This window comes from Indioceanicola profundi (assembly GCF_003568845.1).
Taxonomy (GTDB): domain Bacteria; phylum Pseudomonadota; class Alphaproteobacteria; order Azospirillales; family Azospirillaceae; genus Indioceanicola; species Indioceanicola profundi.
The window spans coordinates 2,704,431-2,729,884 of record NZ_CP030126.1 but is presented as its reverse complement, the minus strand read 5'-3'; the positions used below and the strand labels follow the sequence as shown (position 1 = coordinate 2,729,884).

Sequence of the window (25,454 nt, the reverse complement as noted above, 5' to 3'; positions counted from 1 at the left end):
CGTCCAGGCCCAGTGAAAAATAAACAGCAGCGGAGGAGACCGCCAATGACCGCGACCGTCGAGGTCCGCGAACAGGACCGCCTTGCCCCGATGCAGGCCGGACTGCACGACCGCCGCCGCCTGGCGAACGCGATCCGGGTTCTCGCCATCGACGCGGTTGAAGCCGCGAAGTCCGGGCATCCCGGCATGCCCATGGGCATGGCCGACATCGCGGAGGCGCTGTGGCGGCGCAATCTCCGCCACAACCCGGCCGACCCGCGCTGGCCCGACCGCGACCGCTTCGTGCTGTCCAACGGCCACGGCTCCATGCTGCTCTACGCCCTGCTGCACCTCACCGGCTACGATCTGCCGATGGAGGAGCTGAAGCGCTTCCGCCAGCTCCACGCCAGGACGCCGGGCCACCCCGAATACGGCATCACGCCGGGGGTGGAGACCACCACGGGCCCGCTGGGCCAGGGCATCGCCAATGCCGTCGGCATGGCGCTGGCGGAGCGGCTGCTGGCGGCCGAGTTCAACCGGCCGGGGCATGAGATCGTCAACCACCGCACCTGGTGCTTCGTCGGCGACGGCTGCCTGATGGAGGGCATCAGCCACGAGGTCTGTGGCCTGGCCGGAACGCTGGGGCTGGACAAGCTGGTGGTGTTCTACGACGACAACGGCATCTCCATCGACGGGCATGTGCAGGGCTGGTTCGCGGACGACACGCCGGGCCGGTTCGAGGCCTATGGCTGGCGGGTGATCCGCGGCGTGGACGGCCATGACGGCGCCGCCCTGGACGCCGCCATCGCGGAGGCGATGGAGCCCTGCGGCAAGCCCACCCTGATCTGCTGCCGCACCGTGATCGGCTGGGGCAGCCCCGGCAAGGCCGGCACCCACGATGTCCACGGCGCGCCCCTGGGAGCCGAGGAGACCGCCGCCGCCAGGGCGGAGCTGGGCTGGACCTCCGCCCCGTTCGAAATTCCGGACGATGTCCATGCCGGCTGGGACGCCCGCGCGGCCGGGGCGGAAGCGCAGAGCCGCTGGCAGTCCGCCTTCAACCGCTACGCAGGCGAGTTCCCGGAGCTGGCCGCGGAATTCACCCGGCGGATGAGGGGCGGCCTGCCCGCCGACTTCGCGCGGAAGGCCGATGACTGGATCGCGGAAACCGCCGCCCGCACCGATACCGTCGCCAGCCGCAAGGCGTCCCAGCAGGCGATCCAGGCGCTGGCCGCCATGCTGCCGGAAATGCTGGGCGGCTCCGCCGACCTCACCGGCTCCAACCTCACCGACTGGAAGGGCTGCGCGGATGTGCGCAAGACCGGCGGGGGCAGCTACATCCATTACGGCGTGCGGGAGTTCGGCATGGCCGCCGTGATGAACGGCATCGCCCTGCATGGCGGCTACCTGCCCTTCGGCGGCACCTTCCTGGTCTTCTCCGACTATGCCCGCAACGGGTTGCGGCTGGCCGCACTGATGGGGATCAGGGTGGTTCATGTCTTCACCCATGACAGCATCGGCCTCGGCGAGGACGGCCCCACCCACCAGCCGGTGGAGCATGCCGCCAGCCTGCGCCTGATGCCCAACATGGATGTCTGGCGGCCCTGCGACGCGCTGGAGACCGCTATCGCCTGGCGCTCCGCCGTGGAGCGTGCGGACGGCCCGACCAGCCTGCTCCTCTCCCGCCAGGGTCTCCCCGCCCAGACGGGCGAGGGCCGGGCGGAGGGAGCGGCGCGGGGCGGCTACATCCTGGCCGATGCGCCGGACGGCCGGCCCTCCCTGGTGCTGATCGCCACCGGCTCGGAGGTGGTGCTCGCCATGCAGGCCCGCACCCTGTTGGCCGACCGCGGCATCTCCGCCCGTGTCGTCTCCATGCCCTGCTGCGAGGCCTTCGACCGGCAGGACGGGGCATGGCGGCGGGAGGTGCTGCCGCCCGGCGTGCCGCGGCTGGCGGTGGAGGCCGGGGCCGGCGACCTCTGGCGCAAATATGTGGGCCTCTCCGGCGACGTGGTCTCGCTCGACCGCTTCGGCGAATCCGCCCCCGCCGGCGACCTCTTCACCTATTTCGGCTTCACCGCCGAGGCCGTGGCGGACCGGGCGGCGGCGCTGCTGTGACGGCCTGAACCGCGGACGGAGGGGCCGGGGCGGCCCCTCCTCTCCGTCATCCCGGCGAAAGCCGGGACCCAGGAGTCACAAGCACCGGTGCAAGCGGCCCCTGGGCCCCGGCTTCCGCCGGGGTGACGGATGAATGTGAACGGGAGGGCATGGGACCCGGCCCGCACCAGAATGACGAACCGAACAGGAGAGGACCCCGATGGCCCTGATTTCCCTTCGACAGCTCCTGGACCATGCCGCCGAGCATGGCTATGGCGTGCCCGCCTTCAACATCAACAACATGGAGCAGATCCAGGCCATCATGCAGGCGGCCGAATCCTGCAAAAGCCCGGTGATCCTCCAGGCCTCCGCCGGAGCGCGGAAATATGCCGGCGAGCCGTTCCTGCGCCGGATGGTGGAGGCGGCGGTGGAGATGTGGCCGCAGATCCCGATCTGCCTGCACCAGGACCATGGCGCCAGCCCGGCCATCTGCCAGCAATCCATCCGCTCCGGCTTCACCAGCGTGATGATGGACGGCTCCCTTATGTCGGACATGAAGACCCCGGCCAGCTACGACTACAATGTCCGGGTCACGGCCAAGGTGGTGGAGTTCGCCCATGCCGTCGGCGTCTCGGTGGAGGGGGAGCTGGGCTGCCTCGGCTCGCTGGAATCCGGCATGGCGGGGGAGGAGGACGGATCGGGGGCGGAGGGCAAGCTCAGCCACGACCAGCTCCTGACCGACCCGGACGAGGCCGCGGATTTCGTGGCGCGGACCGGGGTGGACGCCCTGGCCATCGCCATCGGCACCAGCCACGGCGCCTACAAATTCACCCGCCAGCCCACGGGCGACGTGCTGGCCATCTCCCGCATCCGGGAAATCCATGACCGCATCCCCAACACCCATCTGGTGATGCACGGCTCCTCCTCTGTCCCGCAGGAATGGCTGGAGGTGATCCGCGCAAACGGCGGGACGATCAAGGAGACCTATGGCGTGCCGGTGGAGGAGATACAGGAGGGCATCCGCAACGGTGTGCGCAAGGTCAACATCGACACCGACATCCGCCTCGCCATGAGCGGTGCGGTGCGCCGGCTGCTGACGAAGAAGCCGGACGAGTTCGACCCCCGCAAGTTCCTGGCGGAGGCGACGAAGGCCGCCCGCGACCTCTGCGTGGAGCGGTTCGAGGCGTTCGGCTCCGCCGGCCAGGCGGAGAAGATCAACCCGCTGCCCTTGGAGCGGATGGCCGCCCTCTACGCCGCGGGCGCGCTCGATCCCGCCATTCCCGCGGCTCCGCCCGCGGCGCGCGGGGCAGGGGTCATGCCGGCCGCCGCCGTGGCCCACCGGGAGGTGTAGGATGCCGCCGTCCGAAGCGGCAGGGTGCCCTGTGGCCGCGCCCCGGTCCGGGCCGGCCGCCCGTCCCCGCGCCATCATCTTCGACGTGGACGGCACATTGGCGGAGACGGAGGAGCTGCACCGTCTCGCCTTCAACGGCGCGTTCCGGGAGTTCGGGCTCGACTGGGACTGGAGCCCGGACCTCTATCGCCGCCTGTTGAAGGTGACCGGCGGCAAGGAGCGGCTGGCCCACTACATCGCCGCCCACACCCCGTCCCGCGGGGCGGAGATGCTGGAGCGGGTGGCGGAGCTGCACGCCGCCAAGACGGCGCGCTACACCGCCCTGGTCGAGACCGGCCCCACCGTGCTCCGCCCCGGCATCGCCCGGCTGATCCGGGAGGCGCGGGCGGAGGGTGTCGCCGTCGCCCTCGCCACCACCACCAGCCCGGAGAATGTGGCGGCCCTGCTGCGCGCGGCCGGGCGGGAGGTGGAGAAGGCGGTGGGCGTGATCGCCGCCGGCGACATGGTGGCCCGCAAGAAGCCGGCCCCCGACGTCTACCACCTCGCTTTGCGCATGCTGGAGCTGGAGGCGGAGGAGTGCCTGGCGGTGGAGGATTCCGCGGCCGGTGTGGCGGCGGCGCGGGCGGCGGGGCTGCCGGTGCTGGTCACCTGCTCCAGCTACACCGACCCCGGCCCGCTGGAGGGCACGCTCTGCGCCCTCAGCGACCTGGGGGAGGCGGACGCCCCTTGCCGCCGGATCGGCGGCAGCGCCGCGGCGGACGGGCCCATGGTCACCCTGGCCACGATCCGCCGCTGGATGGCTGCCGCCTGATCCTGGCTCAGCCCCGGTCCGGGGCGGACCCGCCGCCCTGGCCGACCTTGCCGATGTTCCCCGGCGCGCCGGTCTCCGGCCGCATGCCGCCTGGCTGAAGGCCGGAGGACACGCCCGTGGACGCCGCCGGGCCGCCGGCCACGGTGCCGCCGGCACCGCCACCGCCACTGCCGCCGGCGGCTGCGGGCGGCAGGCCGTGCTCCTTCGGGTTCTCGGCGGGCGACCGCTCAACCGGTGCGCCATGCCCGCCGCCGCCCGTGGCGCTGCCCTGGGAGGAATGGCCCTTGCGCTGGAGGTCCACCTCCGGCACCTGGGGGTTGGTGGGCGGCTGGTCCTTGCGATCCGTCGTCATCGGCCTTGTCCTCTGCTGCGACAGTTGGACGGTTCCAACAGGCCGCACGGGTGCGGGTCACGCGGTTCCCTAATCCTCGGCATAGGCGATGGTGGACAGCAGCGCATTCTCGGCCTGCCGGCTGTCCAGGCGGGTATGCTGCACCACCACCGGCACGTCGGACACGATGGTGCTGGCATATTCGGTGCCCAGCGGCACCGGCTCCGGGTCTTTCAAGTCGTTGAACCGCACATGCCGGGTGCGCCGGGCCGGCACGGTCAGCCGGTAGGGGCCGGCCGGGTCGCGGTCGCTGAAATAGACCGTGATCTCCACCTGTGCGTCCTGGCTGCCGGTATTCAGGATGCAGACCGATTCATGGCTGGTCATCGTGGGAGCCGGCCCGTTGCTCCCCTCCGGAATATACCCCTCCGCAACCGCCCACCGCCGCCGCCCCATACCCATCCCGCATCTCCCGCCGCTGCATGTTCCGCTTCGGAACCGCAACAGCGCCAGGGCCGCGGGATCGCGGAGATGCGCACGCACGCTATCGCTGCCGGCGGAAGCCGGAGCGGTTCACAAACTGCGATGCGGGGTTCGGTGGCCGGAAGAGATTGGAGCGGGTGAAGGGAATCGAACCCTCGTCGTAAGCTTGGGAAGCTTCTGCTCTACCATTGAGCTACACCCGCGCCGGCCCCGTGTTTATAAGCGGTTCGGGGACGGTGTTCAAGCGGTCCGTGATGCGCGGAAGCGGTGGTTCAGCGCATCGAACGGCGTAGGCGTCGTCGGCTGCCGCCAGCCGCCGCGGCCAGCGGGGCCGCCGCCATCATGTCCGCATCCGCCTGCACCTCGGCCGCGGCCGGGGCGGGCAGGCCCTGGATCACCGTGCCGTCCTGGGCGGTCGGGGCGATGCTGCGGATGCGGGCAGCGGCACCGGATCGAACAGCCCCCCGCAGGGTGGCGCGGGCCGGGGCGGCGCGGCCGACCATGCCGGTCAGGCCGTCCATGGCCCCCTCCGCCAGCTCCAGCCCCAGGAACCGGTCGGGATCGACCGGGCCGGGCAGGGACAGGCCCAGGGCCTTCTCCCGGCTGAAGCCGAAGCGGACATAATAGGGGGCGTCGCCCACCAGGATCACGATGCGGTGGCCCAGCAGCTTCGCCTGCTCCAGGCTGTAGCGGATCATCGTGGCGCCCAGGCCGGCGCTGCGGTAGGCGGGGTCGACCGCGATCGGGCCCAGCATCACGGCCTGCACCGAACCGCCGATCAGCACCGGCCAGTAGCGGATGGTCGCGACCAGCTTCTGCCCGCCCTGGCCGTCATCGTCCATGGCCACGAAGGACAGTTCCGGAAGGTGGGCCACGCCGCGGCGCAGCTTGTAGACGGTCTTGGTGTGACGCTTCGGGCCGAAGGACCCGTCGAGCAAGGCTTCGATGGCGCCGGCGTGCGCCGGCAGCTCATGGGTGATGATCATTGGGTTTGGGTGTCCCGGCATCCAGAAGATGGGCCGCCGCAGGGGCGGTGGGGGCCGGGTCCCCCGTCGCGTCAACCGCGCCGCAGGACCCCGGCCGCAACGATGCGCCGCCCGGCAAACGGGCGTGCCATCGGTCGTCGTCGCAGGCAGAGGGGGCGCAGCATCGCGCGGCTCATGGGTGGTTTCACCTGGACCGCTATATGAGGCCAATGCCCCCTTCACGCAAGACCCATTTTCGGGCAAGGCGGCTACGTGATTTCCGCAAGGTTCGGCGACGCAACCGTGTGCCCGGAAGAGATAAGGATTGTGCCCTGCGCGGCGGCGTCTATATCTGCGCACGAGCCCGTTCCGAGCAATAGAGAGCAGCGCCGGTGTACAGTGCCACGACGCGGTCCATCGCGGTGACCGTCACCCCCACCTACCTGGAAGACCAGTCCTCGCCGGCCGAAGGCCGCTATGTCTGGGCCTATCAGGTGCGACTCGAGAACAAGGGCGATCTGACGGTCCAGCTCCGCTCCCGCTATTGGAAGATCACGGACGCCCTGGGACGGGTGCAGGAGGTGCGCGGTCCCGGCGTCGTCGGCGAACAGCCGGTTCTGGAGCCCGGCGGCGAGTACGAATACACCTCCGGCTGCCCGCTCACGACCCCGTCCGGCATCATGGAGGGCAGCTACCAGATGGTGGACGATCTCGGCGACCGGTTCGATGTCCAGATCCCCGCCTTCTCCCTGGACAGCCCGCACCAGGCACGCAGCCTGAATTAGGCCGGCGCTGGCACCGCCGTGACGCCATGTGCTAATTCGTCGGCTCCAATGTGCCGGGGCCGCTTGAACCGGGTCCCGTCCGCGCCACCTGCATGTGGCGGAGCGCACCGCCGCCGGTCCTTCGCCGGCCAGCGGCCCCGCCCCGGCCACCCTGCGTTTTAAGACCCGCCAGCGCCGGTTTCCGGCCGTCTGGCGTCGAGAAGGAGCCTGCCCGTGACCTCATCCAATTCCTCCACCGCGGAAAAGATCGTGGCCGGGCCCGTCCATCAGCGCCGCACCGCGGCGGCTCCGCAGAAGCCGACCCGCGCCGAGGCGGAGGAGGCGGTGCGCACCCTGATCCGCTGGGCCGGCGACGATCCGGCGCGGGAAGGGCTGCTGGGCACGCCGGACCGTGTCGTCCGCTCCTACGAGGAGTTCTTCGCCGGCTATGACGAGGACCCGGTGGAGCTGCTGAAGCGCACCTTCGAGGAGACGGGCGGCTATGACGAGATCGTGCTGCTGAAGGACATCCGGTTCGAGAGCCATTGCGAGCACCACATGGTGCCGATCATCGGCCGGGCGCATGTCGCCTATCTGCCGCGCACCCGCGTGGTGGGCATCTCCAAGCTGGCGCGGGTGGTCGAGGTCTATGCCAAGCGGCTGCAGATCCAGGAGAAGATGACCGCCCAGATCGCCAACACCATCGAGGAGGTGCTGCAGCCCCTGGGCGTGGCCGTGGTGATCGAGGCGCAGCACCAGTGCATGACCACCCGCGGCGTGCATAAGCCCGGCGTCAGCATGGTGACCAGCCGGATGCTGGGCGCTTTCCGCGACAATCCCACCACCCGGCGGGAATTCCTGTCCATGGTCGGCAACCCGTCCTCCCGCGTGGAGGCCTGAGCCGCTTCGGGGTTTTGAGAAGGGCGCGCGGGCCGGTCCGGTCCGCGCGCCCTTTTTCGTTCCGGGCCGCGTTGGCCGCAGGGCGGGCTTGCCCGCCGGGCGGCCTGTCCTATGATGCGCGGGTCGTTCAAGAACCGGAACAGGACCGATGACAGACTCCGCCGCTATCGGCACCGTGACCTATGACGATTTCCAGGCCGTGGACATCCGCGTCGGCACGGTGGTGAAGGCCGAGCCGTTCCCGGAGGCGCGGCGGCCTGCCATCAAGCTCTGGGTGGATTTCGGGGAGCCGATCGGCGTCCGCAAATCCTCCGCCCAGATCACCCGGCACTACACGCCCGAAACGGTCGTGGGGCGGCAGGTGATGGCGGTGGTGAATTTTCCGCCGCGGCAGATCGGCAAATTCATGAGCGAGGTCCTGGTTCTGGGTGTTCCCGACAAGGACGGGGAGGTCGTGCTGCTACGGCCCGATCTCTCCGTTCCCGATGGCGGCCGGATGTACTAGGGCCGCCTTCCGTTTCCTCCAGGAGTTTCCGATGCAGAACCGCCCCCTTGGCCGCACCGGCATCACCGTTCCCCCGGTCTGCCTCGGCACCATGACTTTCGGGGCCGCCACCGACCCGGACGGCGCCTTCGCCCAGATGGATTTCGCCGTCGACAACGGCCTGACCTTCTGGGACACGGCGGAGATGTATGCCGTTCCGCCCTCGCCGGAGAGCTATGGCCGGACGGAGGAGATCATCGGCGACTGGTTCGTTCGCACCGGCCGGCGGGATGAGATATTCCTCACCAGCAAGGTGATCGGCCGCCCGCGCGGCGGCTTCGAATGGATCAGGGACGGGAAGAACCGCCTGGACCGGGCCAACATCACCCGCGCGGTGGAGGACAGCCTGCGCCGGCTGAGGACGGACCGTATCGACCTCTACCAGATCCACTGGCCCGACCGCCCCATGGCGCTGTTCGGCTCCGGCACGGTGGAGGGGGAGGCGGGGGACCAGGGCGTACCGATCCCTGAGACGCTCGAGGTGTTGGGCGATCTGGTGAAGGCCGGGAAGATCAGGGCTGTCGGCGTCTCCAACGAGACGGCCTGGGGCCTGATGACCTGGCTGAAAGCGTCGGAAACGGCGGGGCTGCCGCGCATCGTCACCATCCAGAACGCCCTGAACCTCCTGAACCGCACCTTCGAGGATGCGCTGATGGAGGTCTGTCTGCGGGAAGGTGTGGGCCTGCTGGCCTATTCCCCGCTGGCCGGCGGCACGCTGACCGGTAAATATCTCGGCGGCACCATGCCGGAGGGATCGCGCCGCGACCTCGACCCGCGCAGGTCACGTTACGACCGCCCGCGCGGCGACGAGGCCACCGCCGCCTATGTGGAGATCGCCCGCCGGCACGGGCTGGAGCCGGCGCACATGGCCATCGCCTGGGTGCGCAGCCGGCCCTATGTCACGGCCACCATCATCGGGGCGACCCGGCTGGACCAGCTCAAGCGCAACCTGCCAGCCTTCGACGTCCAGCTCACCCCGGAGGTGCTGGAGGAGATCGAGGCGGTGCACCGCGCCATTCCGAATCCCTGCCCCTGATCTTCCTGCCCTTGGAGCCGCCGCCTGCAATGCGGCGGCCCGCCTGAAATCCGAGCTGGGGAGGACGCACATGATCCGTCTGTTCGCCGCCATTCCGCTGCCCGAGGCGATGCGGGAGCGGCTGTCCCGCCTGAATGGCGGGGTTCCCGGCGCCCGCTGGGTGGCGCCGGAGAACATGCACATCACCCTGCGCTTCATCGGCGAGGTGGATGAGGGCCGGGCCCAGGATATCGACGCGGCGCTGGACACTGTCACGGCCCAGCCGTTTCCGCTGACTCTCTCCGGCCTTGGAAATTTCGGCCGCGGTCACCGGGCGCACACGCTCTGGGTGGGGGTGGAGAAGAACCCGGCCCTGCACCACCTGCGGGACAAGGTGGAATCCGCTGTGGTCCGCGCCGGCCTTCCCGCGGAGGAGCGGAAATACAGTCCGCACATCACCCTGGCCCGGCTGAAGGACACCAATTCCGCCAAGCTGGGCCGGTTCCTGGAGGAGAACGGCATGTTCCAGGACGGCCCCATCATGGTGGAGCGGTTCTGTCTTTATGAGAGCATCCTCGGCCGCAGCGGTCCCGTCTATCATGAGGTCCGCAGCTATCCGCTGGGCGGCTGGTCCCCGGGCGGGGATGAGGCGGGTGAGGAATAGAGGCAGCGGCGGTCTTCCCGCCGAGGCCCGACCTCACGCACCCGTGCGCAGCAGGGACAGGGCAAGGGCGAGCTGCGGATCGGCGCCGGCTTCGGCCTGTGCCGAAGCCCCGCCCGCCGGGTCCGGCATCGCTACCTGATGGTCGGGCGAGATGCCGACCTGATCCACCGGATGGCCTTCCGGCGTGCGGTAGCGCGCGGTGGTCAGCTTGATGGCGCCGCCGTCATGGACAGGCAGGAAGGACTGGATCACGCCCTTGCCATAGGTCCGCTGCCCGACCAGCACGGCCCGGCGATTGTCCTGCAGGGCGCCGGCCAGGATTTCCGCGGCGGAGGCGGACTTGCTGTCCACCAGCAGCACCAGCGGCAGCCCGCCGGCGACATCACCCTTATGGGCATGCTCGGTCGGCCCCTCGGCGCCGGCGCGCAGTTCCTGGCGCAGGATCACGCCGCCCTCAAGAAAGGCGTCCGCCGTGTCCACGGCCGCCTTCACCAGCCCTCCCGGATTGCCGCGGAGGTCGAGGATCAGGCCCCGCAGCATCGCCCCCTTTTCCTTGCGCAGCGTTTCCACCGCCCGGGTGACGCCGGGATAGGTCTGCCGGTCGAAACGGGCGATGCGTACATAGCCCACATCGTCCATGGCCTTGTATTCGACGGACTGGAGCGTCAGCAGGTCGCGGGCCAGGGTCATGCTCACGGCCTGCCGGGCGTCCGTGCCGCCGCGCTCCACCAGAAGCCGTACGGTCGAGCCGCGGGGACCCTTCAGCGCCTTGGTGGCGGTTTCCTGATCCATGCCGCCGGCCGGCACGCCGTCAACGGCGGTGATCAGATCGCCCGCTTGCAATCCCGCACCGGCGGCGGGCGACCCCTCGACGATGGAGGTCACGGCAAGGCCGGCGTCCGAGCGCGTATAGGTCAGACCCAACCCCACCATCGCGCCGTCGCGCTTCAGCCGGGTCTCCTCGTACTGGCCGGTGGAGAGATAGGTGGACCAGCGGTCCTGCTGCACCATGGCGCGGGCCGCGGCCTCCGCCAGCTCCTGCGCGGGAACCGGGTCCACATAGCTGGTCCGGACGGCGCGGAAGGTCTCCAGGAACAGCTTCACCGCCGCTTCCTCCTCCGCCCGCGCCGCTTCCGTCTGCGGGGCGGCCGAGACGGGGCGCGCGGCAGGAACGGCGTTGGGCACGCCGGTGGTCAGCAGAAGGGCGACGGCGGCAAGGGCGAGCGGGCGCTGGCGCATGGAACCGGACCTGAACTGGGGTGTACCGGTTCAGCATCGCAGAAGTTCCTTAACGCGTCGGTTAACGGGCATTTCCGGAATCGCAGCGGAAATCTGCCACTTTCGAAGGGATTAGCTCCCTGTTTATCTCCGGAATTCCCGCCTGCGCGAGGGATGAACCGCTTACCCTGAACGTTGTTCCTGCATTGATCAGCACCAGGGATGCCTTGCGATGCAGACCGTCGGCCGCGAACCCGCCGGGATTCCGCGCACCATCCGTTCCTTCATGCGGCACAGCACGGGGGCGCCCGAGCGCGACCTGGAGCGGGCCCGCCGCATCATGCAGCGGCTCTGGCGCCTCAAGACCGGCGAATCTCCGCGGGAAGCTCCGCCGGCGCGCGTGGCGCGGCTGTGGATCGCGCCATGACCCGCTTTCCGATCTCCACGCCGGCCGGCACCATAATGTTCGATGAGGATGCTGCCTTCATCACCCGTCTGGTGGCGATGGCGATCCGTCATGGGGTGGAACTCGGCGGCAGCCCGTCCGACCATCTGGCGGAGGCGCTGACCACCATCGCCATCCGTTGCGGGCTGGATGCAGAGGATCTGTTGGAAATCGCCTTCGACATCGCGAACGATCCCGCCGCCCGCCTGGACGATCTGGCGATCTTCCGCCGGGATTAGGGCCGCGCGCCGGCCTCCCGCGCCTGCGGCGGCGTCAGTCGCCGACCGGCACCGGCAGGTCCCGCCGGCTGCCATCCCTCCACTCATAGCGCGCCGCTGCCACCCGTCCCTCACGGCAGGACAGCACTACCCGGCGGGGCAACCGCCCGCGTGCATCTTCCAGCATGGGCAGGCTGATGACCTGCCCGTAGCGATGCACTCCATCCTCCCCGTCCGTGGCGGGGCGGAACTCCAGGCTGATCCCCGGCTCCGCCGCGGTCCCGTCCAGGGGACCGACGCGAAGGGGCAGGTTCCTGGATGCGGCCCGCAGAAGATCCAGCGGCAAGGCGATGTCCGCATCGCTGCCGCCGATATCGCAGGTGGTATGAAGGACCTCGGTCAGGGCGGAGCGGGAGCGGTCGACGGCAAAGACGATGGCAGCCATGGTGACCAGTGTCAGACCGGTCGCTCCGGCGGCCAGGAGCCGTCGGCGCCCCCATCGGCTGGGGCGCTTCCGCTTGCCGTCCAGCGTGGCGGCGCCATCCATCGCAGCCCCTCCGGTCAGGGTCGCGGCGCGCCGACCGCCGAGGCGATCTCCGCCATTTGCAAGGGGGTGGATTTGGCGATCAGCGCATAGGCGAAGCGCTGGCCCCGCCAATAGCCGACGATGAACCCGTCGGCCTCCTGAAGGTGGAGCTGGTCCGGACCCTCAAGCTCGTCCGGTGCGAGGGAGAAGGTGAGGCGCTTGTGCTGCGCATCCTCATAGATCAGCACCGCGCCGGCCCCGTCCTCCGTGCCCATCAGGCGGGCACCGACCAGTTGCAGGCCCATGGAGCGCAGCTCCGGCACCTCCACCGGTTCGCCGAGCTTGGCGGAAAGCCAGCGGACCACATCGTTGCGGTTGCCGGCGGGCAGCTCGATGGAGGCTTCCAGCGGTTCGGCGAAGGCCTCGTGCGATTGCAGCGCCTCCCGCGCATAGGCCGGCAGGCCGCCGCGGGCCAGATGGTCCGCCACGCCGTGCGCGACCCAGCCCAGGGCGAAGGTCAGCACGATGGCGGCCGCTTGCGCCATCCGGGGCAGTGTGCGGGGGCGGAGGGCTCGAGCATGGGCCGCCGGAGCGGCGGGGATGGGGCGCAGGCTGTGCCGCAAGTCGCCATCCAGGGTCGCCGCGCGCAGCAGCAGGTTCTGCTCCGCAATGGCGCGCATACGCTCCTTCGCCTCCGGATTCACCTCCAGCCAGGCCAGCAGCTCCTCTTCCCGCTCGGGGTCGAGCTGCCCGTCCAGATAGGCCTGGAGGTCCAGATCGCCGATGCCGTTCATTTGTCCTGTCCCCGCTTGCCGCCCCCGACAATCCTCAACGGCGGTGGTCGCCGCTTCCCGTCCGCCTGCCGCCCCTCCATGATGTTGCGCAACGCTTCCCGTCCCCGCGACAGGCGCGACATGAAGGTTCCGACGGGAATACCCAGCCGGCGGGCCGCATCCTCATAGCGCAGATCATCCAGCGCCACGGTCAGGATCACGTCCCGCTGCGTTTCCGGCAGGGCCTGCAACGCGTCGACGACCTGGCGCGCCTCCAGCCGCAACTGTTGATTCGGGTCCAGATGCGTCTCCCACTGCTCGGCCGCATGCACGCGCTCCCGGACCTGCCGCTTGCGCATCAGGCTGATGTGGGAGGTGTAGAGAATGCGGAAGAGCCAGGCGCGGAGGTCGGTCCCCGGCTGCCATTGTGCGGACGACGCCATTGCCTTGACCATGCAGTCCTGCACCAGATCCTCCGCCTCCGTACGATTGCGGGTCAGGACGATGGCGTAGCGGCGCAGCGCATCCAGATGCGCGGTAAGCTGGTCTTCGAACTCAAGCGTCGCCATGGCCGGCCCGCACCCCGGGAGAAAGTGGCCCCGCCGCCGCGTGGGGCTGCGTGCGGCGGCGGAGCCAGTTCGTATGGATGCGAACCGTCCCACAAACGTGCGGGTCCGCCGCTTCATCCGTGCTTTCCGGAAAGCATATCGCTTTTTTTTACAGCGCGGCGCGGTCCCGCCCGGAATGGTTGGCGTCATGGGCCAGCCTGGTGCGTGCCGCCGCCCAGGACAGCAGTCGGGGCAACCTGGACGCGGCGGCCAGTACCGCCCGTTGCAGATGCGGTCCCTCCATCGCCCGTGCCGCGCGGGCGGCCAGCCGCACGCCGGCGAAGCGCCGTGCGGCGGCAAGGTGATAGTTTGCCGCCCCGTCGCCGCCCGTCCCCTGCGCCTCCGCCCAGGCGTCCACCGCCAGCCGGGCGGAGCGGAGCGCGATGGCGATGCCGTCCCCGGCGAAGCTGGGAATCACCGCCATCTGGTCGCCCAGCCGGTAGACCGGCCCGACCTCCTCCGGCGCGACATGGCCGTAAGGCACGCCATAGATGGACAGGGGCCGCTGCCACAGCTCCCGCGCCCCGGCCATCCGCGCCCGCCAGAGGGGCGACCCGGCGGCCAGTTCCGCCATCAGCCGGGGCCAGCAGCGGTCCAGCCGCTGGTACCGTTCCCGCCGGACCAGCAGGCACAGATTGGCGCGGTTCCCGTCCACCGGCTGCAAACCGGCATAGCCGCCGGGGAACAGCAGCAGCTCGGTCGCCCCCGCCAGGTCGGCGGCCTGCGCCGGGTCCAGCGCCAGATGCATCTTCAGCCCGATCATCCCGGTCTGGATGCCAGGTCCCCGCGCCATCCCGCGCAGCTCGTGCTTGCCGGTCGCCAGGAACAGGGTACGGGCGGTGACCTCCCCGCCGTCGGACAGCAGGATGCGGACGCCATCCGGTGCGACCTCCACCCCGCGCGCGGCGACGCCCCGGCGCAGCTCCGTACCCCGCGACGCCGCCAGCTCCAGCATGGCCTCGTCCAGCACCCGGCGGGACAGGCTCATGGCCGGGAAGGGCAGGGGCGACTGGGCGGCCCGCCCGCCGCCCACCAGCCGCACCCGGTCGATGGGCACCGCGCCGAGCCCCTCCAGGTCGAGACCGAGCCCGCGCAGCAGCCCCACCGCCTCCACGCTCACGAATTCGCCGCAGACCTTGTCGTGGGGACCGGCGGTGCGTTCCAGCAGGATCACGCGCGCACCCGCTTCCGCGGCCCAGGCGGCGGCGGCGCTGCCGGCCGGGCCGCCGCCGATGATCGCGATGTCGGCCCCGCTCATCCCGCCATCCAGCCCACGCCCCAGCGGAAGGGGAAGTGCCATTCCACGGTGACGCCCTCCAGCTCCGCCCTGCGGATCAGCCGGTCCCAGTCCGCACGGGTGAAGCTGCGGGCCACGGACAGCGGCGCGTCGTGCCGGACCAGCCGATTGACGGGCAGCAGCCGCGCCGCCGCGCCGACGAAGCCGTAGGGGATAGGGTGGCGGTGCAGATCGTTGATGAACCAGCCGGCCCGCGCCCGCTCCCGCATCCAGCGTAGGAACCGCACCAGCTCCGCATCCGGCAGGTGATGGGTGAACAAGGCGCTCAGCACCACATCCACCGGCTCGTCCTGCCGCCATTCGAAGACGTCGCCGACATGGTAGGCGATGGGCATGTCCGGCGGGGTGGCCGCCTGGGCGGAGCGGGCGGACCAGGGGCTGAGGTCCACGCCCACCAGCCTGACCGGCACGCCGCGCGCCCCGGCCCAGCCGGCGACCCGGCGCAGCATGTCGCCATGGCCGAAGCCCACATCCAGGATGGTCAGCGGCGCGGCGGCTCCCCGCCGTTCCACCAGCCGGTCCAGCCAGCGCAGGGTGGGGCGGTAGCCCAGCGAGGCGCGGTTGATCCGCTCCAACTGCCGCAGGCAGTCCTGGAACTCGGGATAGGGCACCTGCTCCGTATCCATCAGCTCCAGGGCGCGGCTGCGGCCGGCCAGCACGCTCACGCGGCACCTCCGGCGGAACGGAACACCATGGTCTCCGCCGTCAGGCCGGGGCCGAAGGCCATGGCGACGCCGGCCTGTTCCGGCTCCGCCTCCTCCATCAGCGCCTTCAGCACGAACATCACGGTGGGCGACGACATGTTGCCGTAGCTGCGCAGCACCTCCCGGCTGGCGGCCATGGCGCTGGGCGGCAGGTCCAGCGCGCCCTCCACGGCATCCAGCACCGACCGTCCGCCGGGATGCACGGCCCAGAGCGCCAGATCGTTGATGCGGAAGCGGTTGCGCAGGCCGTCCATCACGCCGGGCAGGCCGCGGGCGATCGTGCCCGGCACCCGGCCGGACAGGCGCATGTCGAAGCCCTGGCTGCCCACCCGCCAGGTGATCTGGTCGTCGCTGTCCGGGATCACGGCGGCCCCGAACCCCTTGATCTCCAGCCCTACCGGCTCCGCACTCACCAGGCTGGCGGCGCAGCCATCGGCGAAGACCATGAAGGACAGCAGCGTGTCCAGATCCTGGGTTTCCTGCATGTGCAGGGTGCACAGCTCCACATTCACCATCAGCACCTTGGCCGCCGGCTCCGACCGCACGATGTGGTGCGCCAGCTTCAGCCCGTTGATGGCGGCGTAGCAGCCCATGAAGCCCACCACCGTGCGCTCCACCCCGCCATCCAGCCCCAGCCGGCGCAGCAGGTCCAGGTCGATGCCCGGCGCGTGCAGCCCGGTGCAGGTGGTCAGGATCAGATGGGTCGGCTGCTCGGCCTCCGTCAGCTTCAGCCGCTCCACCCCCTCCGCCGCCAGCTCCGGGGCGTGCCGCTCGTACAGCTCCATGCGGGCCTGGGTGCCGGGGAAGGCCCCGCGCTGGAACAGGCCGGTGCTGTCCAGCCGCTCTGGCTCCGGATCGGGCTCCAGCACGGAATAGCGCGCCTCGATCCCCGACCGCTCCGCCATGCGGTTCAGCAGCTTGCGGCGGCGGGTGTCCTCCAGCAGTGCGGGCGCATAGTCCAGGAACTTGCCGTGAACCTCATGCGGCGGGACCGCCGTGGCGATACGGTTGATATAGGCGGTTGCCGTCATGCACTGACTCCGGAGCGGGTGCTTCTCTGAAGTATCGAACAGTTCGCCGGGCGAAATGGCCGGCCGCTACTACGTCAGGAAGCGGCTACAGTGGTTCCTGTCTCGGGACGGGTCCCAGTGTCGGTTCCGAGATGGGTGACCAGGGCCACCGCCTCCGCCAGTGACCGTGCCACGGCATCTGCGCCGGTCACCTGCGGCCGGGCCGTTTCCTGCGCTTTCGCGTCCGTATCCTCTTTCAACTCGCCATCCGCTTGGATCGTCGGGGTCCAGTCTCCGATCACTACCGGCATCTGCGGCCCGAAATGACGCTTCAGCCGCCGAACCAGCCGCGCCGCATGCCGGCCCGACCCGATGTCGAGGTAGGAGACGACCAGGGCCTCCACCCCTTCCCGCCCCAGTCGGGGCAGGGTGCGCACACCCACCGATTCGCAGGGCAGGACCTCCGCCTCCAGCCCCTTGTCGTGCAGCAGGTCGGCCAGCAGAACCCCCGCCGCCTCGTCCAGATGCCCGCGGGAACTGATGCACAGCACGCGGCCGGCGCCGGGCGGCACCGGCTGGTCCTCGTCGTCGCGCCCGTCGATCAGGTGGTCCACCAGGGCTTCAACACCCTGCAGGATCACCGCCTGGCTTTCCTGGGACAGCTTGGCTGTCCGCCGGTCCTGCTCCGCCATACGCAGGGCGGGCAGCAGCAGCGTGTCGTAAATCCAGGTCGCCCCCTTCGGCTCCGTCGGCTGGTCCACCGCCTCGGCTTCGCCCTCTGTCCGGGCCATGTCGTTGGCGATCAGCGCCGCTTCGTCCGGTGCGCGCGCCAGCAGGCGCTGATAGATGCGGGCAGGGGCGGGCAGGGCCGGCTGGTTGCCCAGCAGCACCTCCAGGAATCCCAGTTGCGGAACATGCTTGCCCAGCACCACCAGGCAGACCGTCAAGGGGGTGGCCAGCAGCAGCCCCACCGGCCCCCAGAGCGCAGTCCAGAAAATGGCGGCCAGCACCACGGCGAAGGGGGACAGGCCGGTGCTGCTTCCGTACAGCCACGGCTCCAGCACATTGTTGCTGAACAGCTCCAGCCCCATGAACAGGGCGATGGTCAGGACCGGCAGGGTCCAGCCGGGATCGACCGCGACGGACAGCGCGACGGGGAAGCTGGCGGCGATCACCGGTCCCAGGAACGGGATGAAGCGCAGAACGGTCGCCAGCAGCCCCCAGAGCGCCGGGTTCGGCACCCCGATCAGCCACAGCCCGATGCCCACCGGCACGCCGTACAGCAGGTTCAGCACCAGATGGGTCAGCAGATAGCGGCTGACCCGCTGCCCCGCCTCGTCCAGGGCGGCTGTCGCTCGGCGCATGTCGCGGGTGCCGGCCAGGCTGATCATCCGGTCGCGAAGGTCGTAGCGCTGCAACAGCATGAAGATGACGAAGACCAGGACCAGCCCCGCCGTCGCGGCCGGCGCGATCACCGGTCCCGCCACCTCGCGCAGAACTTCGAACGGCGTCGCCGGCGCCGGTTCCACCCGGACCAGGACGGGTTCCTTGGGCGCGTCGGCAGGTCTCTGGCTGATGGGCGCGCGGGGGGAGGTGGGCGGAGGCTCTTCCTTATCCTGGCCGGAGATCTCCTGGCCGATATCCTCGATCACCGCCGCCGTCCGCTCGAACAGACCGCCGCCCGCGGCGCCGGACTTCAGGTCGCGGATCTTGGCGCGGATGTTCGTCTCGTACTGCGGCAGATCCTCCGCCAACTGGATGAGCTGGCCGCCCAGGACAGACGCGACCCCCACCAGCACCGCCATGGCGATGGCGACCGCCAGCAGCACCGACCCGATCCGGCCCAGACGCCAGCGCTGGAACCGCGCCACCAGCGGCGCCAACGCGAAGCTCAGCAGCGCGCCCAGGGCCAACGGGACCAGCAGATCCTGCCCGACATAGAGAGCCACCACCACCGTGACCCCGATGGCGAGCACGGTCAGCGCATCTGCCCGTGGCCCTGCGGAAGGCAGGGCAATGCTGGGGCGGTCTGCGGCGGGCGGATCGGCCGCGGGAAGTATGCCCGGTGGGCTTGGGATATCGGCCGGCATGGAGGTGAGAACCCGGCGATGCCGCGCCGGTTCCCGCCTCATCCTTCATGGCGGTCCGTTCCCCGCCGCCGCAACGGCAGAGGCCCGCCGGCTGTTGTCGGCAGCCCGCGATATGGAGAGTTCACCGTGGATGCACAGACCGCCGCCGCGTCCGAGACCCGCCCCCTGACAGAGGGCGAAACGGCGGTACGCCTGATCGCGGCGGCGCGGGCCGCCGGTCGCCGCGGACTGGTCCATGTGGCCCGCTCGTCCGACCGGGCGGACCGGCTTGCAGCCCTCGCCAGGGCGCTCGACCCGCATCTGCCCGTGCTGGCGCTGCCGCCCTGGGACTGCCTTCCCTATGACCGCGCCCCGCCCTCGGCGGAGGTGATGGGGCGGCGCATCGCCGCCATGGCGCGGCTGGCGGCCGGGATCGACGGGCCGCATCTGGTCGTCTCATCAGCCTCCGCGCTACTCCAGCGGGTGCCGCCGCGGGATGTCTGGGCCCGCTCCATCCTCCGCCTCCGGCCGGGGCAGGAGCTGGATATGGAGGAGCTGCGCGCCTTTCTGCTGCGCACCGGCTACTGGGTGGACGACCGGGTGGATGAGCCGGGCGAGGCCGCGATCCGGGGAGAGGTGGTGGATCTGTTCCCCGCCGGAGCCGCCGGCCCCTGCCGCATCGACCATGCCGACGGGCGGGTCGCCGGCATCCGCAGCTACGACCCCGCCACCCAGCGCACCATCGGCGAGATCGACCTTCTGGAACTCCACCCGGCTTCCGAAGCGGTGACGGAACCCGGGGCGGAGCGGCCCTTGGATATCGAGCATCACCTCCCCGGCCTTTACGGGCGGCTGGAAAGCCCCTTCGAACTGATGCCGGAGGCGGAGCTGGTGTTGGAACCGGAAGTGCCGGACCGGCTGGAGTCCTTCCTGGAGCTGATCCGCGACGCCTACAGCACGCGCACCCGGCTGGCCGCCGGCCGTCGATCGGACTCCGGCCCCCGTCCCGGCCCGGAGGAGCTGTTCCTGACGGCGGAAGAGTGGGAACAAGCCCTACAGGGCCGCACCAGTCGTCAACTGGAGCAGGACGGCGCCGGCGAGCGCCCGCCCCGTTTCGCCACCCAGCGCGATCCCGGCCGCCGCTTCGCCGCCTTCGCCGCGGACTGCCGCGGACAGGGCGACCGGCTGGTGCTGACCGGTCCTGCCGGCCCGGTTCTGCGCCGCCTGTCCCGCTTCGCCGAGCGCAGCCTGGGCGCGACCCCCCGGCGCGTCGCCGGCTGGCAGGAGGTGGAGCAGGCCCCGCCCGGTTCCGTGCTGCTGCTGGCTGCCGATCTGGCGGAGGAATTCCGGTCGGATGGCGTCGTGGTTCTGACCGCTGGCGGCGTGCTGGGCAGTCGTGCCGCCAGCGCCGGTCCCGACCCGTCCCCCTTCGCCAGCGCCACCGCCGCCCCGGCGCCGGGCGAGGCGGTGATCCATGCCGACCACGGGCTGGCCCGGCTGGAAGGGCTGGTGCGGGTGGATGGACCCCAGGGTGCGGCCGAGACGGTGCGTCTGGTCTTCCGCGACGGCGACACGCTGATGCTCCCCACCACGGAGTTGAGCCGGGTCTGGCGCTACGGCGGCGACGCGGACAGCGTCAGCCTGGACCGCATGGACGGGGCAAGCTGGGCCAAGCGCCGCGACAAGGTGGAGGCGGAGGTTGCGGAGGCGGCAGCGGAGCTGGTGCGCCGCGTCCAGGACCGGCTGGGCCGGGAGGCCCCCGTGCTGGTCCCGCCCCGCCAAGCCTATGAGCGCTTCGCCGGCCGTTTCCCCTTCACCGAAACGCCGGACCAGTCAACCGCCATCGCCGCGGTGCTGGACGATCTGGCCGCCGGCCGGCCCATGGACCGGCTGGTCTGCGGCGATGTCGGCTACGGCAAGACGGAGGTGACCTTGCGCGCCGCTGCCGCTGCCGCCCTGGCCGGGAAGCAGGTGGCCGTGGTGGCCCCCACCACCGTGTTGGCCCGCCAGCATCTGGAAACCTTCCGCAGTCGCTTCGCCGGGACGGGGCTGGAGATCGGCCACCTCTCCCGCCTGGCCGGCACGGCGGAGGCCAGGGCCGTCAAGGCCGGCCTCAAGGACGGGCGCGTCCGCATCGTCGTCGGCACCCATGCCCTGGCCGGCAAGGGGATTGAATTCCACGATCCCGGCCTGCTGATCGTGGATGAGGAGCAGCGCTTCGGTGCCAAGGACAAGAACGCCCTGCGGCAGTTGGGGGAGGGGCTGCATGTGCTGACCCTCACCGCGACGCCGATCCCGCAGACCCTGCAATCGGCCATGGTGGGGCTGCGCGACCTCAGCCTGATCACCACCCCGCCCGCCCGTCGCCAGCCCATCGCCACCTTCACCGTGCCCTGGGACCCGGCCACGGTGCGCGAGGCCCTGATGCGGGAGCGGCAGCGGGACGGGCAGAGCTTCATCGTCTGCCCCCAGGTCAAGGACCTGGAGCGTCTACAGGCCGAACTGGCGGAGCTGGTGCCGGAACTCGACATCCTGGCCGCACACGGCCAGATGAAGCCCGAGGTGGTGGACGACGCCATGGTCCGTTTCGCCGGCGGGGATGGGGACGTGCTGCTGGCCACCAACATCATCGAAAGCGGCCTCGACGTGCCGCGGGCCAACACCATGCTGGTCTGGCGGGCCGACCGCTTCGGCCTGGCCCAGCTCCATCAGTTGCGCGGGCGGGTCGGGCGCGGGCGGGTGCGCGGGGTCTGCTACCTGATGACAGCTCCGAACAGCGACCTCGGCGACACCGCGCTGGAGCGGCTGCGCACGCTGGAAGCTTTCGACCGGCTGGGCGCGGGATTCGCCATCAGCGCCCGCGACATGGATCTGCGCGGGGCCGGCCACCTGCTGGGGGAGGAGCAGGCCGGGCATGCCCGTCTGGTCGGCATCGGCCTCTACCAGCACATGGTCGCCCGCGCCATGGCCCAGGCCAAGGGGGAGCCGCCGCCCCAGGACTGGACGCCCGATATCCGCATCGGCGGCGTGCCCTCCGCCATGCCGGAGGAGATGGTGCCGGAGCAGGAGCTGCGTCTGCGCCTCTATGCCCGCGCCAGCCGGCTGGACAGTGCGGAGGCCGCCGCGGATTTCGCGGACGAGGTGGAGGATCGCTTCGGCCCGCCCCCGCCCGCCATGCAGGCCTGGCTGAACCTTGTGGCCCTGCGCCCGGACTGCTACCGCCACGGCATCAAGCGGCTGGAAGCCGGGCCGAAGGGGGCCGTCGCCGACTTCCAGGACGAGGCGGCGCGGGAGCGGGCGCGCACGGCGCTGTGCGAGGGCGGCGACGGGCTGGGATGGAGCGGGGAACGGTTGCTGCTCCGCCGCGCGGCGGAAACGCCGGAGGCGCGGCTGGCCGCCGCCCGCGACCTGCTGGACAGCCTCGGCTCCGCACCGGGCTGACGCCACCGGGCTTGCCCCCTACCATTTTGCACTGCACCATGGGCGGGGTCCCTATGTTTTGATGGGCATCGGGAATCAAGCAAGGACGCCACCGGCGTCCTGGGAGGATCAAATGGCAGAGAACGACACCAACCAGCCGGCCGACCAGACCAACCAGTCTGCAGAGGCTGCCGAGACGAAGCGGCGCAGGAAGGCGGCGTCCGCCCCCGACAATGCCTTGGCCGACACGGCGCGGGAGGCTACGGCTGCCGGCGCGGAGGGAGCGGAGAAGGCGATCGACGCCGCCGTGCATGCCACCACCGGCATCACCGAGGAGACCGGTCACAGTACCGAGAACCTGGTCGGCGCCGGCGCTGGAGCCATGAGCCGGGCCATGGAGGCAGGGCGGGCCGCCGCAGCCGGTCTTGCCGCCGCTGCGGAGCCGCCGCGGCCGCGCGCCGTGGCGGGAGCTGCCTTCCCGCCGGCCGTAGCCGCCGGTTCCGCGACGGACGGTGCTGCCAAGGCGGCTAAGGCCGGCAGCGATCAGATCGCCGCCGCCGCGGGCGAGCTGTCGGAACAGCTCTCCGCCCTGATGGAGGACAATGGGGAGCTGTTCGAGCGGCTGACCCAGGCCCGCAGCGTGCCCGCGGTCCTTTCCGCCTATCAGGGCTGGATGGTGAAGCGGATGGGCCGCGCCGCCGGCCTGAACTGGGCGATCTGGAACGCCTGGACCCGCACCGTCCAGTCCTCCATCTCCTCCCAGCCCGGCCCCGGCCGGTAAGGGCATCGGAGAATAGGGCGGCGGGACGCTTCATCCCGCCGCCCCGTTCCGCGGAGACCGGGCCCGGCGTCATGGCAGGGCATTCATGCTGGACATGGGTCGGTTGGGGAGGATGGGGGCGCATCGCGGCCCCGCCATCTGCTAGCATCGCGGCAGCATCCGACAGATTGAACGAGCAGACCGATCCATGTCCGACAGCCTGCCCCTGACCTTCCTCGAAGCACATCCGCAGCAGCCGACTGGGCGCACGCCGCTGGTGATCCTACATGGACTCTTCGGCTCCGCCCGGAACTGGCAGATGTTCGTGAAGCGGTTCGGGCAGAGACAGGACGCTTACGGGCTCGACCTGCGCAATCACGGCGGCAGCCCCTGGAACGACCGCATGGACTATCCCGCCATGGCGGGCGACCTCGGGCGGTTCCTGGATGATCGCGGCCTGGACCGGGCCGTGGTTCTGGGCCACTCCATGGGCGGCAAGGCGGCCATGACCCTGGCGCTGACCGCGCCGGAGCGGGTGGAGCGGCTGATCGTGGTGGACATCGCCCCCGTTTCCTACACTCACACGCACCTGCCCTATGTGAAGGCGATGAAGGCGGCGGACCTCACCGGGCGCAGCCGCCGGTCGCAGGTGGACGAACAGCTCCGCGATGCGGTTCCGGACCCGAACCTGCGGGCCTTCCTGCTCCAGAACCTGGAGGTGGAGGATGGGGGGCTGCGCTGGCGCATCAACCTGGATGCGCTGGAGGCAGGGATGGACAATCTCATCGGCTTCCCCGACCTGGGCAGCGCCCGCTATGACGGCCCGGCCCTGTTCATCGGCGGGGCCAAGTCGGACTATGTGACGCCGGAGTACGAAGGCGACATCCGCCGCCGCTTCCCAGCCGCGGAAATCCGGATGGTCGCCGACGCCGGCCACTGGCTGCATGCCGAAAAGCCGGAAGCTTTTACGTCCCTGGTCGAAGCCGTCCTCTGACCGGCGTTGTTTACAGCGTGGAGGTGTTGCGACCGCCCGCGATGGTCACGGCAGGGGCGGTCGATTGCAGGTCCGGCACAACCCATATGCATGCTTTGTCCCCGAAGGTCGGGGCCGCGCCGTGGACCGGGCGCGGAGTGGAGGACAGGTTGGATCAGGACGGCAGGGTAAACATCACGGATCTTCTGGAGCCGGTGCTTCAATCGCAGGAGGCCGACCTGACCGGCCTCGCCCAGTCGGTCACCCTGGTGGCGGAGGCGATGGCCGTGCTGGGGATCACCGTCACCGGCCCCGCCGGGCGGCCGCTGCCCGGCGTCACCGATGCGAAGGCAGTGCTGCATCTGCTGCGGCTCTACCGCCAGTGCCTGGCCCGTGACGGCCGGCTGGAAGAGGCCATGGTGTTGCGCGACCTTGCCCGCCGGATCGAGCGGCTGGACATGACCGGCCCGGCCGGCAAGAGCTAGGGCCGTCCCGCTTCTCCCTCCAGCAGGGCCGTGATCTGGCGGCTGATGTCCGCCCAGGCGGCGGAGGTCGGGTCGATCAGTTCGAAGTGCCCCGCGCCGGGATATTCCAGCACCGTCACCATTTCTCCCGCCGCCTCGGCCTTGTCGCGGTAATTGCGACCGAAAGCCGGCGGCACGATGTGGTCCAGCTCGCCCGATACGATGATCTGGTCGATCTGCAGCGGCGTCATGGCGGCGGGCGAGGTGTCCGCAAAGAGGTCGGTGCCGGGCCGCTCCTTCGCACCGGTCAGCCCGTCGATGGTGTCCGGCCCGCCGCAGGTGTCCGGCCCGCCGCAGGCGTCCGGCCCCTCCGCCCGGTAGGCTTCCAGATCGTTGATGCCGGCCAGGGTCAGCACGCCCTTCAGCTTCAGCGGGTCCGGCGTGTGCAGCGGACTCTCCGTCCCGATCACCGGCCGCGCCCCGGCCCAGAGCGCCAGATGGCCGCCGGCGGAATGGCCGACGCCAACCAGGCGGGACAGGTCCAGCGGGTGGGACTTCGCCACCTCGCGCAGATGGTCCACGGCGGCGACGTCCAGGAAGGTGCCGGGATAGCCGGCCCCCGGCGTGCCCAACCGGCGGTACTCCACATTCCAGACGGCGATACCGCGGCGGCGCAGATCCTCGGAGATGTAGGCCATCAGCTCCACCCCCGGCAGGCTGGCCAGCCAGCAGCCTCCATGCACCATCACCACGGTCGGGTGCGGGCCGGGCCCGTCCGGCAGCCACAGCTCCCCGAACTGGTCGGGCAGGGTGCCGTAGGGGATACGGATATCGGTGCCGGGCCGCTCCCGCCCCAGCAGGTCCTTGAAGGTGATCGGCTGGGCCGCGGCCGGCGCGGCGGACGCCATGGCAAGACCGAGGGCCAGGGCCGCCCTGGGAGCAAAATGTGCCAACCGCATCGTTCCTCCATGCCTTCCGCCCGGGCCGGCCTGACCGGCCGGGACCGTGGGCGGAAACCATAAGGGGCCGGCGCGCAAAAAAGAAGCGCCGGAGCTTTCGCCCCGGCGCGGA

At 70.7% G+C, this 25,454-nt stretch carries 26 protein-coding genes and 1 tRNA gene; 14 read left to right on the top strand and 13 right to left on the bottom strand.

Annotation, left to right across the window (positions count from 1 at the left end):
- Positions 1 to 45: 45 nt before the first annotated feature.
- From tkt to DOL89_RS12925, 3 genes are all read left to right on the top strand, one after another.
- On the top strand, positions 46 to 2,091 hold the full coding sequence (gene tkt / locus DOL89_RS12935; RefSeq protein WP_119679528.1) for a transketolase: 2,046 nt from the start codon (positions 46 to 48) through the stop codon (positions 2,089 to 2,091).
- 199 nt (positions 2,092 to 2,290) lie between these two features.
- Positions 2,291 to 3,421 carry a class II fructose-bisphosphate aldolase gene (gene fba, locus DOL89_RS12930; protein ID WP_119679527.1) on the top strand — a complete coding sequence of 377 codons (1,131 nt, stop codon included), beginning with the start codon at positions 2,291 to 2,293 and terminating at the stop codon, positions 3,419 to 3,421.
- Position 3,422: 1 nt separating this feature from the next.
- Positions 3,423 to 4,232: an HAD-IA family hydrolase gene (locus DOL89_RS12925; RefSeq protein ID WP_119679526.1), complete on the top strand. Its 810-nt coding sequence runs from the start codon at positions 3,423 to 3,425 to the stop codon at positions 4,230 to 4,232.
- A gap of 7 nt (positions 4,233 to 4,239) precedes the next feature.
- On the opposite strand, the gene DOL89_RS12920 is transcribed toward DOL89_RS12925, so the two are convergent.
- The 4 genes from DOL89_RS12920 to DOL89_RS12905 all read right to left on the bottom strand — a co-directional run bounded on the left by DOL89_RS12920 (position 4,240) and on the right by DOL89_RS12905 (position 6,032).
- The gene (locus DOL89_RS12920; protein WP_119679525.1) at positions 4,240 to 4,584 is read right to left on the bottom strand and encodes a hypothetical protein; all 345 of its coding nucleotides are present in this window, start codon (positions 4,582 to 4,584) and stop codon (positions 4,240 to 4,242) included.
- Between the two features lie 69 nt (positions 4,585 to 4,653).
- Positions 4,654 to 5,019 (bottom strand): sensory rhodopsin transducer, encoded by a 366-nt coding sequence (locus DOL89_RS12915; RefSeq protein ID WP_225889974.1) that lies wholly within the window; start codon positions 5,017 to 5,019, stop codon positions 4,654 to 4,656.
- Between the two features lie 156 nt (positions 5,020 to 5,175).
- Positions 5,176 to 5,249 (bottom strand) — tRNA-Gly (locus DOL89_RS12910).
- Positions 5,250 to 5,318: 69 nt separating this feature from the next.
- Complete coding sequence (locus DOL89_RS12905) at positions 5,319 to 6,032, bottom strand: GNAT family N-acetyltransferase (protein ID WP_119679523.1); 714 nt, start codon at positions 6,030 to 6,032, stop codon at positions 5,319 to 5,321.
- Positions 6,033 to 6,403: 371 nt separating this feature from the next.
- Between DOL89_RS12905 and apaG the strand changes: the two genes are divergently transcribed.
- From apaG to thpR, 5 genes are all read left to right on the top strand, one after another.
- Positions 6,404 to 6,796 (top strand): Co2+/Mg2+ efflux protein ApaG, encoded by a 393-nt coding sequence (gene apaG, locus DOL89_RS12900; RefSeq protein WP_119679522.1) that lies wholly within the window; start codon positions 6,404 to 6,406, stop codon positions 6,794 to 6,796.
- Positions 6,797 to 7,042: 246 nt separating this feature from the next.
- Positions 7,043 to 7,675: a GTP cyclohydrolase I FolE gene (gene folE, locus DOL89_RS12895; RefSeq protein WP_225889973.1), complete on the top strand. Its 633-nt coding sequence runs from the start codon at positions 7,043 to 7,045 to the stop codon at positions 7,673 to 7,675.
- Between the two features lie 148 nt (positions 7,676 to 7,823).
- Entirely contained in the window at positions 7,824 to 8,180 is a 357-nt protein-coding gene (locus DOL89_RS12890) for a tRNA-binding protein (protein ID WP_205574581.1), read from the top strand.
- 31 nt (positions 8,181 to 8,211) lie between these two features.
- Positions 8,212 to 9,255 carry an aldo/keto reductase gene (locus DOL89_RS12885; protein WP_119679521.1) on the top strand — a complete coding sequence of 348 codons (1,044 nt, stop codon included), beginning with the start codon at positions 8,212 to 8,214 and terminating at the stop codon, positions 9,253 to 9,255.
- A gap of 70 nt (positions 9,256 to 9,325) precedes the next feature.
- The gene (gene thpR / locus DOL89_RS12880; RefSeq protein WP_119679520.1) at positions 9,326 to 9,898 is read left to right on the top strand and encodes an RNA 2',3'-cyclic phosphodiesterase; all 573 of its coding nucleotides are present in this window, start codon (positions 9,326 to 9,328) and stop codon (positions 9,896 to 9,898) included.
- 33 nt (positions 9,899 to 9,931) lie between these two features.
- Here thpR and DOL89_RS12875 read toward each other — a convergent pair whose 3' ends face one another.
- Positions 9,932 to 11,137, bottom strand: coding sequence for a S41 family peptidase (locus DOL89_RS12875; RefSeq protein ID WP_119679519.1), 1,206 nt, complete (start codon positions 11,135 to 11,137; stop codon positions 9,932 to 9,934).
- A gap of 211 nt (positions 11,138 to 11,348) precedes the next feature.
- Here DOL89_RS12875 and DOL89_RS12870 point away from each other — a divergent pair, with 211 nt between their 5' ends.
- Together DOL89_RS12870 and DOL89_RS12865 are read left to right on the top strand one after the other, a co-directional pair.
- On the top strand, positions 11,349 to 11,543 hold the full coding sequence (locus DOL89_RS12870; protein WP_119679518.1) for a hypothetical protein: 195 nt from the start codon (positions 11,349 to 11,351) through the stop codon (positions 11,541 to 11,543).
- Entirely contained in the window at positions 11,540 to 11,800 is a 261-nt protein-coding gene (locus tag DOL89_RS12865; protein WP_119679517.1) for a hypothetical protein, read from the top strand. The genes DOL89_RS12870 and DOL89_RS12865 overlap by 4 nt, the downstream gene beginning before the upstream one ends.
- Positions 11,801 to 11,834: 34 nt before the next feature.
- On the opposite strand, the gene DOL89_RS12860 is transcribed toward DOL89_RS12865, so the two are convergent.
- The 7 genes from DOL89_RS12860 to DOL89_RS24900 form a co-directional block, all read right to left on the bottom strand.
- Positions 11,835 to 12,326 carry a hypothetical protein gene (locus tag DOL89_RS12860; RefSeq protein ID WP_119679516.1) on the bottom strand — a complete coding sequence of 164 codons (492 nt, stop codon included), beginning with the start codon at positions 12,324 to 12,326 and terminating at the stop codon, positions 11,835 to 11,837.
- Positions 12,327 to 12,340: 14 nt separating this feature from the next.
- Positions 12,341 to 13,099, bottom strand: coding sequence for an anti-sigma factor family protein (locus DOL89_RS12855; RefSeq protein ID WP_119679515.1), 759 nt, complete (start codon positions 13,097 to 13,099; stop codon positions 12,341 to 12,343).
- Positions 13,096 to 13,647: a sigma-70 family RNA polymerase sigma factor gene (locus tag DOL89_RS12850; protein ID WP_162937493.1), complete on the bottom strand. Its 552-nt coding sequence runs from the start codon at positions 13,645 to 13,647 to the stop codon at positions 13,096 to 13,098. Before DOL89_RS12850 ends, DOL89_RS12855 begins: the two co-directional genes overlap by 4 nt.
- A gap of 148 nt (positions 13,648 to 13,795) precedes the next feature.
- Positions 13,796 to 14,986 carry an NAD(P)/FAD-dependent oxidoreductase gene (locus DOL89_RS12845; protein ID WP_119679513.1) on the bottom strand — a complete coding sequence of 397 codons (1,191 nt, stop codon included), beginning with the start codon at positions 14,984 to 14,986 and terminating at the stop codon, positions 13,796 to 13,798.
- Positions 14,941 to 15,648, bottom strand: a complete 708-nt coding sequence (locus DOL89_RS12840; RefSeq protein ID WP_205574580.1) for a methyltransferase domain-containing protein — start codon at positions 15,646 to 15,648, stop codon at positions 14,941 to 14,943. Before DOL89_RS12840 ends, DOL89_RS12845 begins: the two co-directional genes overlap by 46 nt.
- On the bottom strand, positions 15,645 to 16,718 hold the full coding sequence (locus DOL89_RS12835) for a type III polyketide synthase (RefSeq protein ID WP_119679512.1): 1,074 nt from the start codon (positions 16,716 to 16,718) through the stop codon (positions 15,645 to 15,647). The genes DOL89_RS12840 and DOL89_RS12835 overlap by 4 nt, the downstream gene beginning before the upstream one ends.
- 74 nt (positions 16,719 to 16,792) lie before the next feature.
- On the bottom strand, positions 16,793 to 18,787 hold the full coding sequence (locus DOL89_RS24900) for an AI-2E family transporter (protein ID WP_162937492.1): 1,995 nt from the start codon (positions 18,785 to 18,787) through the stop codon (positions 16,793 to 16,795).
- 126 nt (positions 18,788 to 18,913) lie between these two features.
- Between DOL89_RS24900 and DOL89_RS12825 the strand changes: the two genes are divergently transcribed.
- From DOL89_RS12825 to DOL89_RS12810, 4 genes are all read left to right on the top strand, one after another.
- A complete protein-coding gene (locus tag DOL89_RS12825; RefSeq protein ID WP_162937491.1) occupies positions 18,914 to 22,207 on the top strand; it encodes a DEAD/DEAH box helicase in 3,294 nt (1,097 codons plus the stop codon).
- A 112-nt stretch (positions 22,208 to 22,319) separates the two neighbouring features.
- Entirely contained in the window at positions 22,320 to 22,967 is a 648-nt protein-coding gene (locus DOL89_RS12820; RefSeq protein WP_119679510.1) for a hypothetical protein, read from the top strand.
- A 187-nt stretch (positions 22,968 to 23,154) separates the two neighbouring features.
- Complete coding sequence (locus DOL89_RS12815) at positions 23,155 to 23,940, top strand: alpha/beta fold hydrolase (RefSeq protein ID WP_119679509.1); 786 nt, start codon at positions 23,155 to 23,157, stop codon at positions 23,938 to 23,940.
- A gap of 86 nt (positions 23,941 to 24,026) precedes the next feature.
- Positions 24,027 to 24,404 (top strand): hypothetical protein, encoded by a 378-nt coding sequence (locus DOL89_RS12810; protein ID WP_119679508.1) that lies wholly within the window; start codon positions 24,027 to 24,029, stop codon positions 24,402 to 24,404.
- Here DOL89_RS12810 and DOL89_RS12805 read toward each other — a convergent pair.
- Positions 24,401 to 25,342, bottom strand: a complete 942-nt coding sequence (locus tag DOL89_RS12805) for an alpha/beta hydrolase (protein ID WP_119679507.1) — start codon at positions 25,340 to 25,342, stop codon at positions 24,401 to 24,403. The two genes, DOL89_RS12810 and DOL89_RS12805, sit on opposite strands and share 4 nt — an antisense overlap.
- Between the last annotated feature and the right edge of the window lie 112 nt (positions 25,343 to 25,454).

Bases quoted from the DNA above. Each gene is read 5' to 3' on its own strand.
- DOL89_RS12855 (WP_119679515.1), bottom strand. From the start codon at position 13,099: ATGAACGGCATCGGCGATCTGGACCTCCAGGCCTATCTGGACGGGCAG.
- DOL89_RS12890 (WP_205574581.1), top strand. From the start codon at position 7,824: ATGACAGACTCCGCCGCTATCGGCACCGTGACCTATGACGATTTCCAG.
- DOL89_RS12810 (WP_119679508.1), top strand. From the start codon at position 24,027: ATGCATGCTTTGTCCCCGAAGGTCGGGGCCGCGCCGTGGACCGGGCGC.
- DOL89_RS12865 (WP_119679517.1), top strand. From the start codon at position 11,540: ATGACCCGCTTTCCGATCTCCACGCCGGCCGGCACCATAATGTTCGAT.
- fba (WP_119679527.1), top strand. From the start codon at position 2,291: ATGGCCCTGATTTCCCTTCGACAGCTCCTGGACCATGCCGCCGAGCAT.
- DOL89_RS12860 (WP_119679516.1), bottom strand. From the start codon at position 12,326: ATGGATGGCGCCGCCACGCTGGACGGCAAGCGGAAGCGCCCCAGCCGA.
- DOL89_RS12875 (WP_119679519.1), bottom strand. From the start codon at position 11,137: ATGCGCCAGCGCCCGCTCGCCCTTGCCGCCGTCGCCCTTCTGCTGACC.
- DOL89_RS12920 (WP_119679525.1), bottom strand. From the start codon at position 4,584: ATGACGACGGATCGCAAGGACCAGCCGCCCACCAACCCCCAGGTGCCG.
- DOL89_RS12915 (WP_225889974.1), bottom strand. From the start codon at position 5,019: ATGGGGCGGCGGCGGTGGGCGGTTGCGGAGGGGTATATTCCGGAGGGG.
- DOL89_RS12925 (WP_119679526.1), top strand. From the start codon at position 3,423: ATGCCGCCGTCCGAAGCGGCAGGGTGCCCTGTGGCCGCGCCCCGGTCC.
- DOL89_RS12885 (WP_119679521.1), top strand. From the start codon at position 8,212: ATGCAGAACCGCCCCCTTGGCCGCACCGGCATCACCGTTCCCCCGGTC.
- tkt (WP_119679528.1), top strand. From the start codon at position 46: ATGACCGCGACCGTCGAGGTCCGCGAACAGGACCGCCTTGCCCCGATG.
- DOL89_RS12805 (WP_119679507.1), bottom strand. From the start codon at position 25,342: ATGCGGTTGGCACATTTTGCTCCCAGGGCGGCCCTGGCCCTCGGTCTT.
- DOL89_RS24900 (WP_162937492.1), bottom strand. From the start codon at position 18,787: ATGCCGGCCGATATCCCAAGCCCACCGGGCATACTTCCCGCGGCCGAT.
- DOL89_RS12845 (WP_119679513.1), bottom strand. From the start codon at position 14,986: ATGGCACTTCCCCTTCCGCTGGGGCGTGGGCTGGATGGCGGGATGAGC.
- DOL89_RS12870 (WP_119679518.1), top strand. From the start codon at position 11,349: ATGCAGACCGTCGGCCGCGAACCCGCCGGGATTCCGCGCACCATCCGT.
- DOL89_RS12905 (WP_119679523.1), bottom strand. From the start codon at position 6,032: ATGATCATCACCCATGAGCTGCCGGCGCACGCCGGCGCCATCGAAGCC.
- DOL89_RS12835 (WP_119679512.1), bottom strand. From the start codon at position 16,718: ATGACGGCAACCGCCTATATCAACCGTATCGCCACGGCGGTCCCGCCG.
- DOL89_RS12850 (WP_162937493.1), bottom strand. From the start codon at position 13,647: ATGGCGACGCTTGAGTTCGAAGACCAGCTTACCGCGCATCTGGATGCG.
- DOL89_RS12820 (WP_119679510.1), top strand. From the start codon at position 22,320: ATGGCAGAGAACGACACCAACCAGCCGGCCGACCAGACCAACCAGTCT.
- DOL89_RS12815 (WP_119679509.1), top strand. From the start codon at position 23,155: ATGTCCGACAGCCTGCCCCTGACCTTCCTCGAAGCACATCCGCAGCAG.
- thpR (WP_119679520.1), top strand. From the start codon at position 9,326: ATGATCCGTCTGTTCGCCGCCATTCCGCTGCCCGAGGCGATGCGGGAG.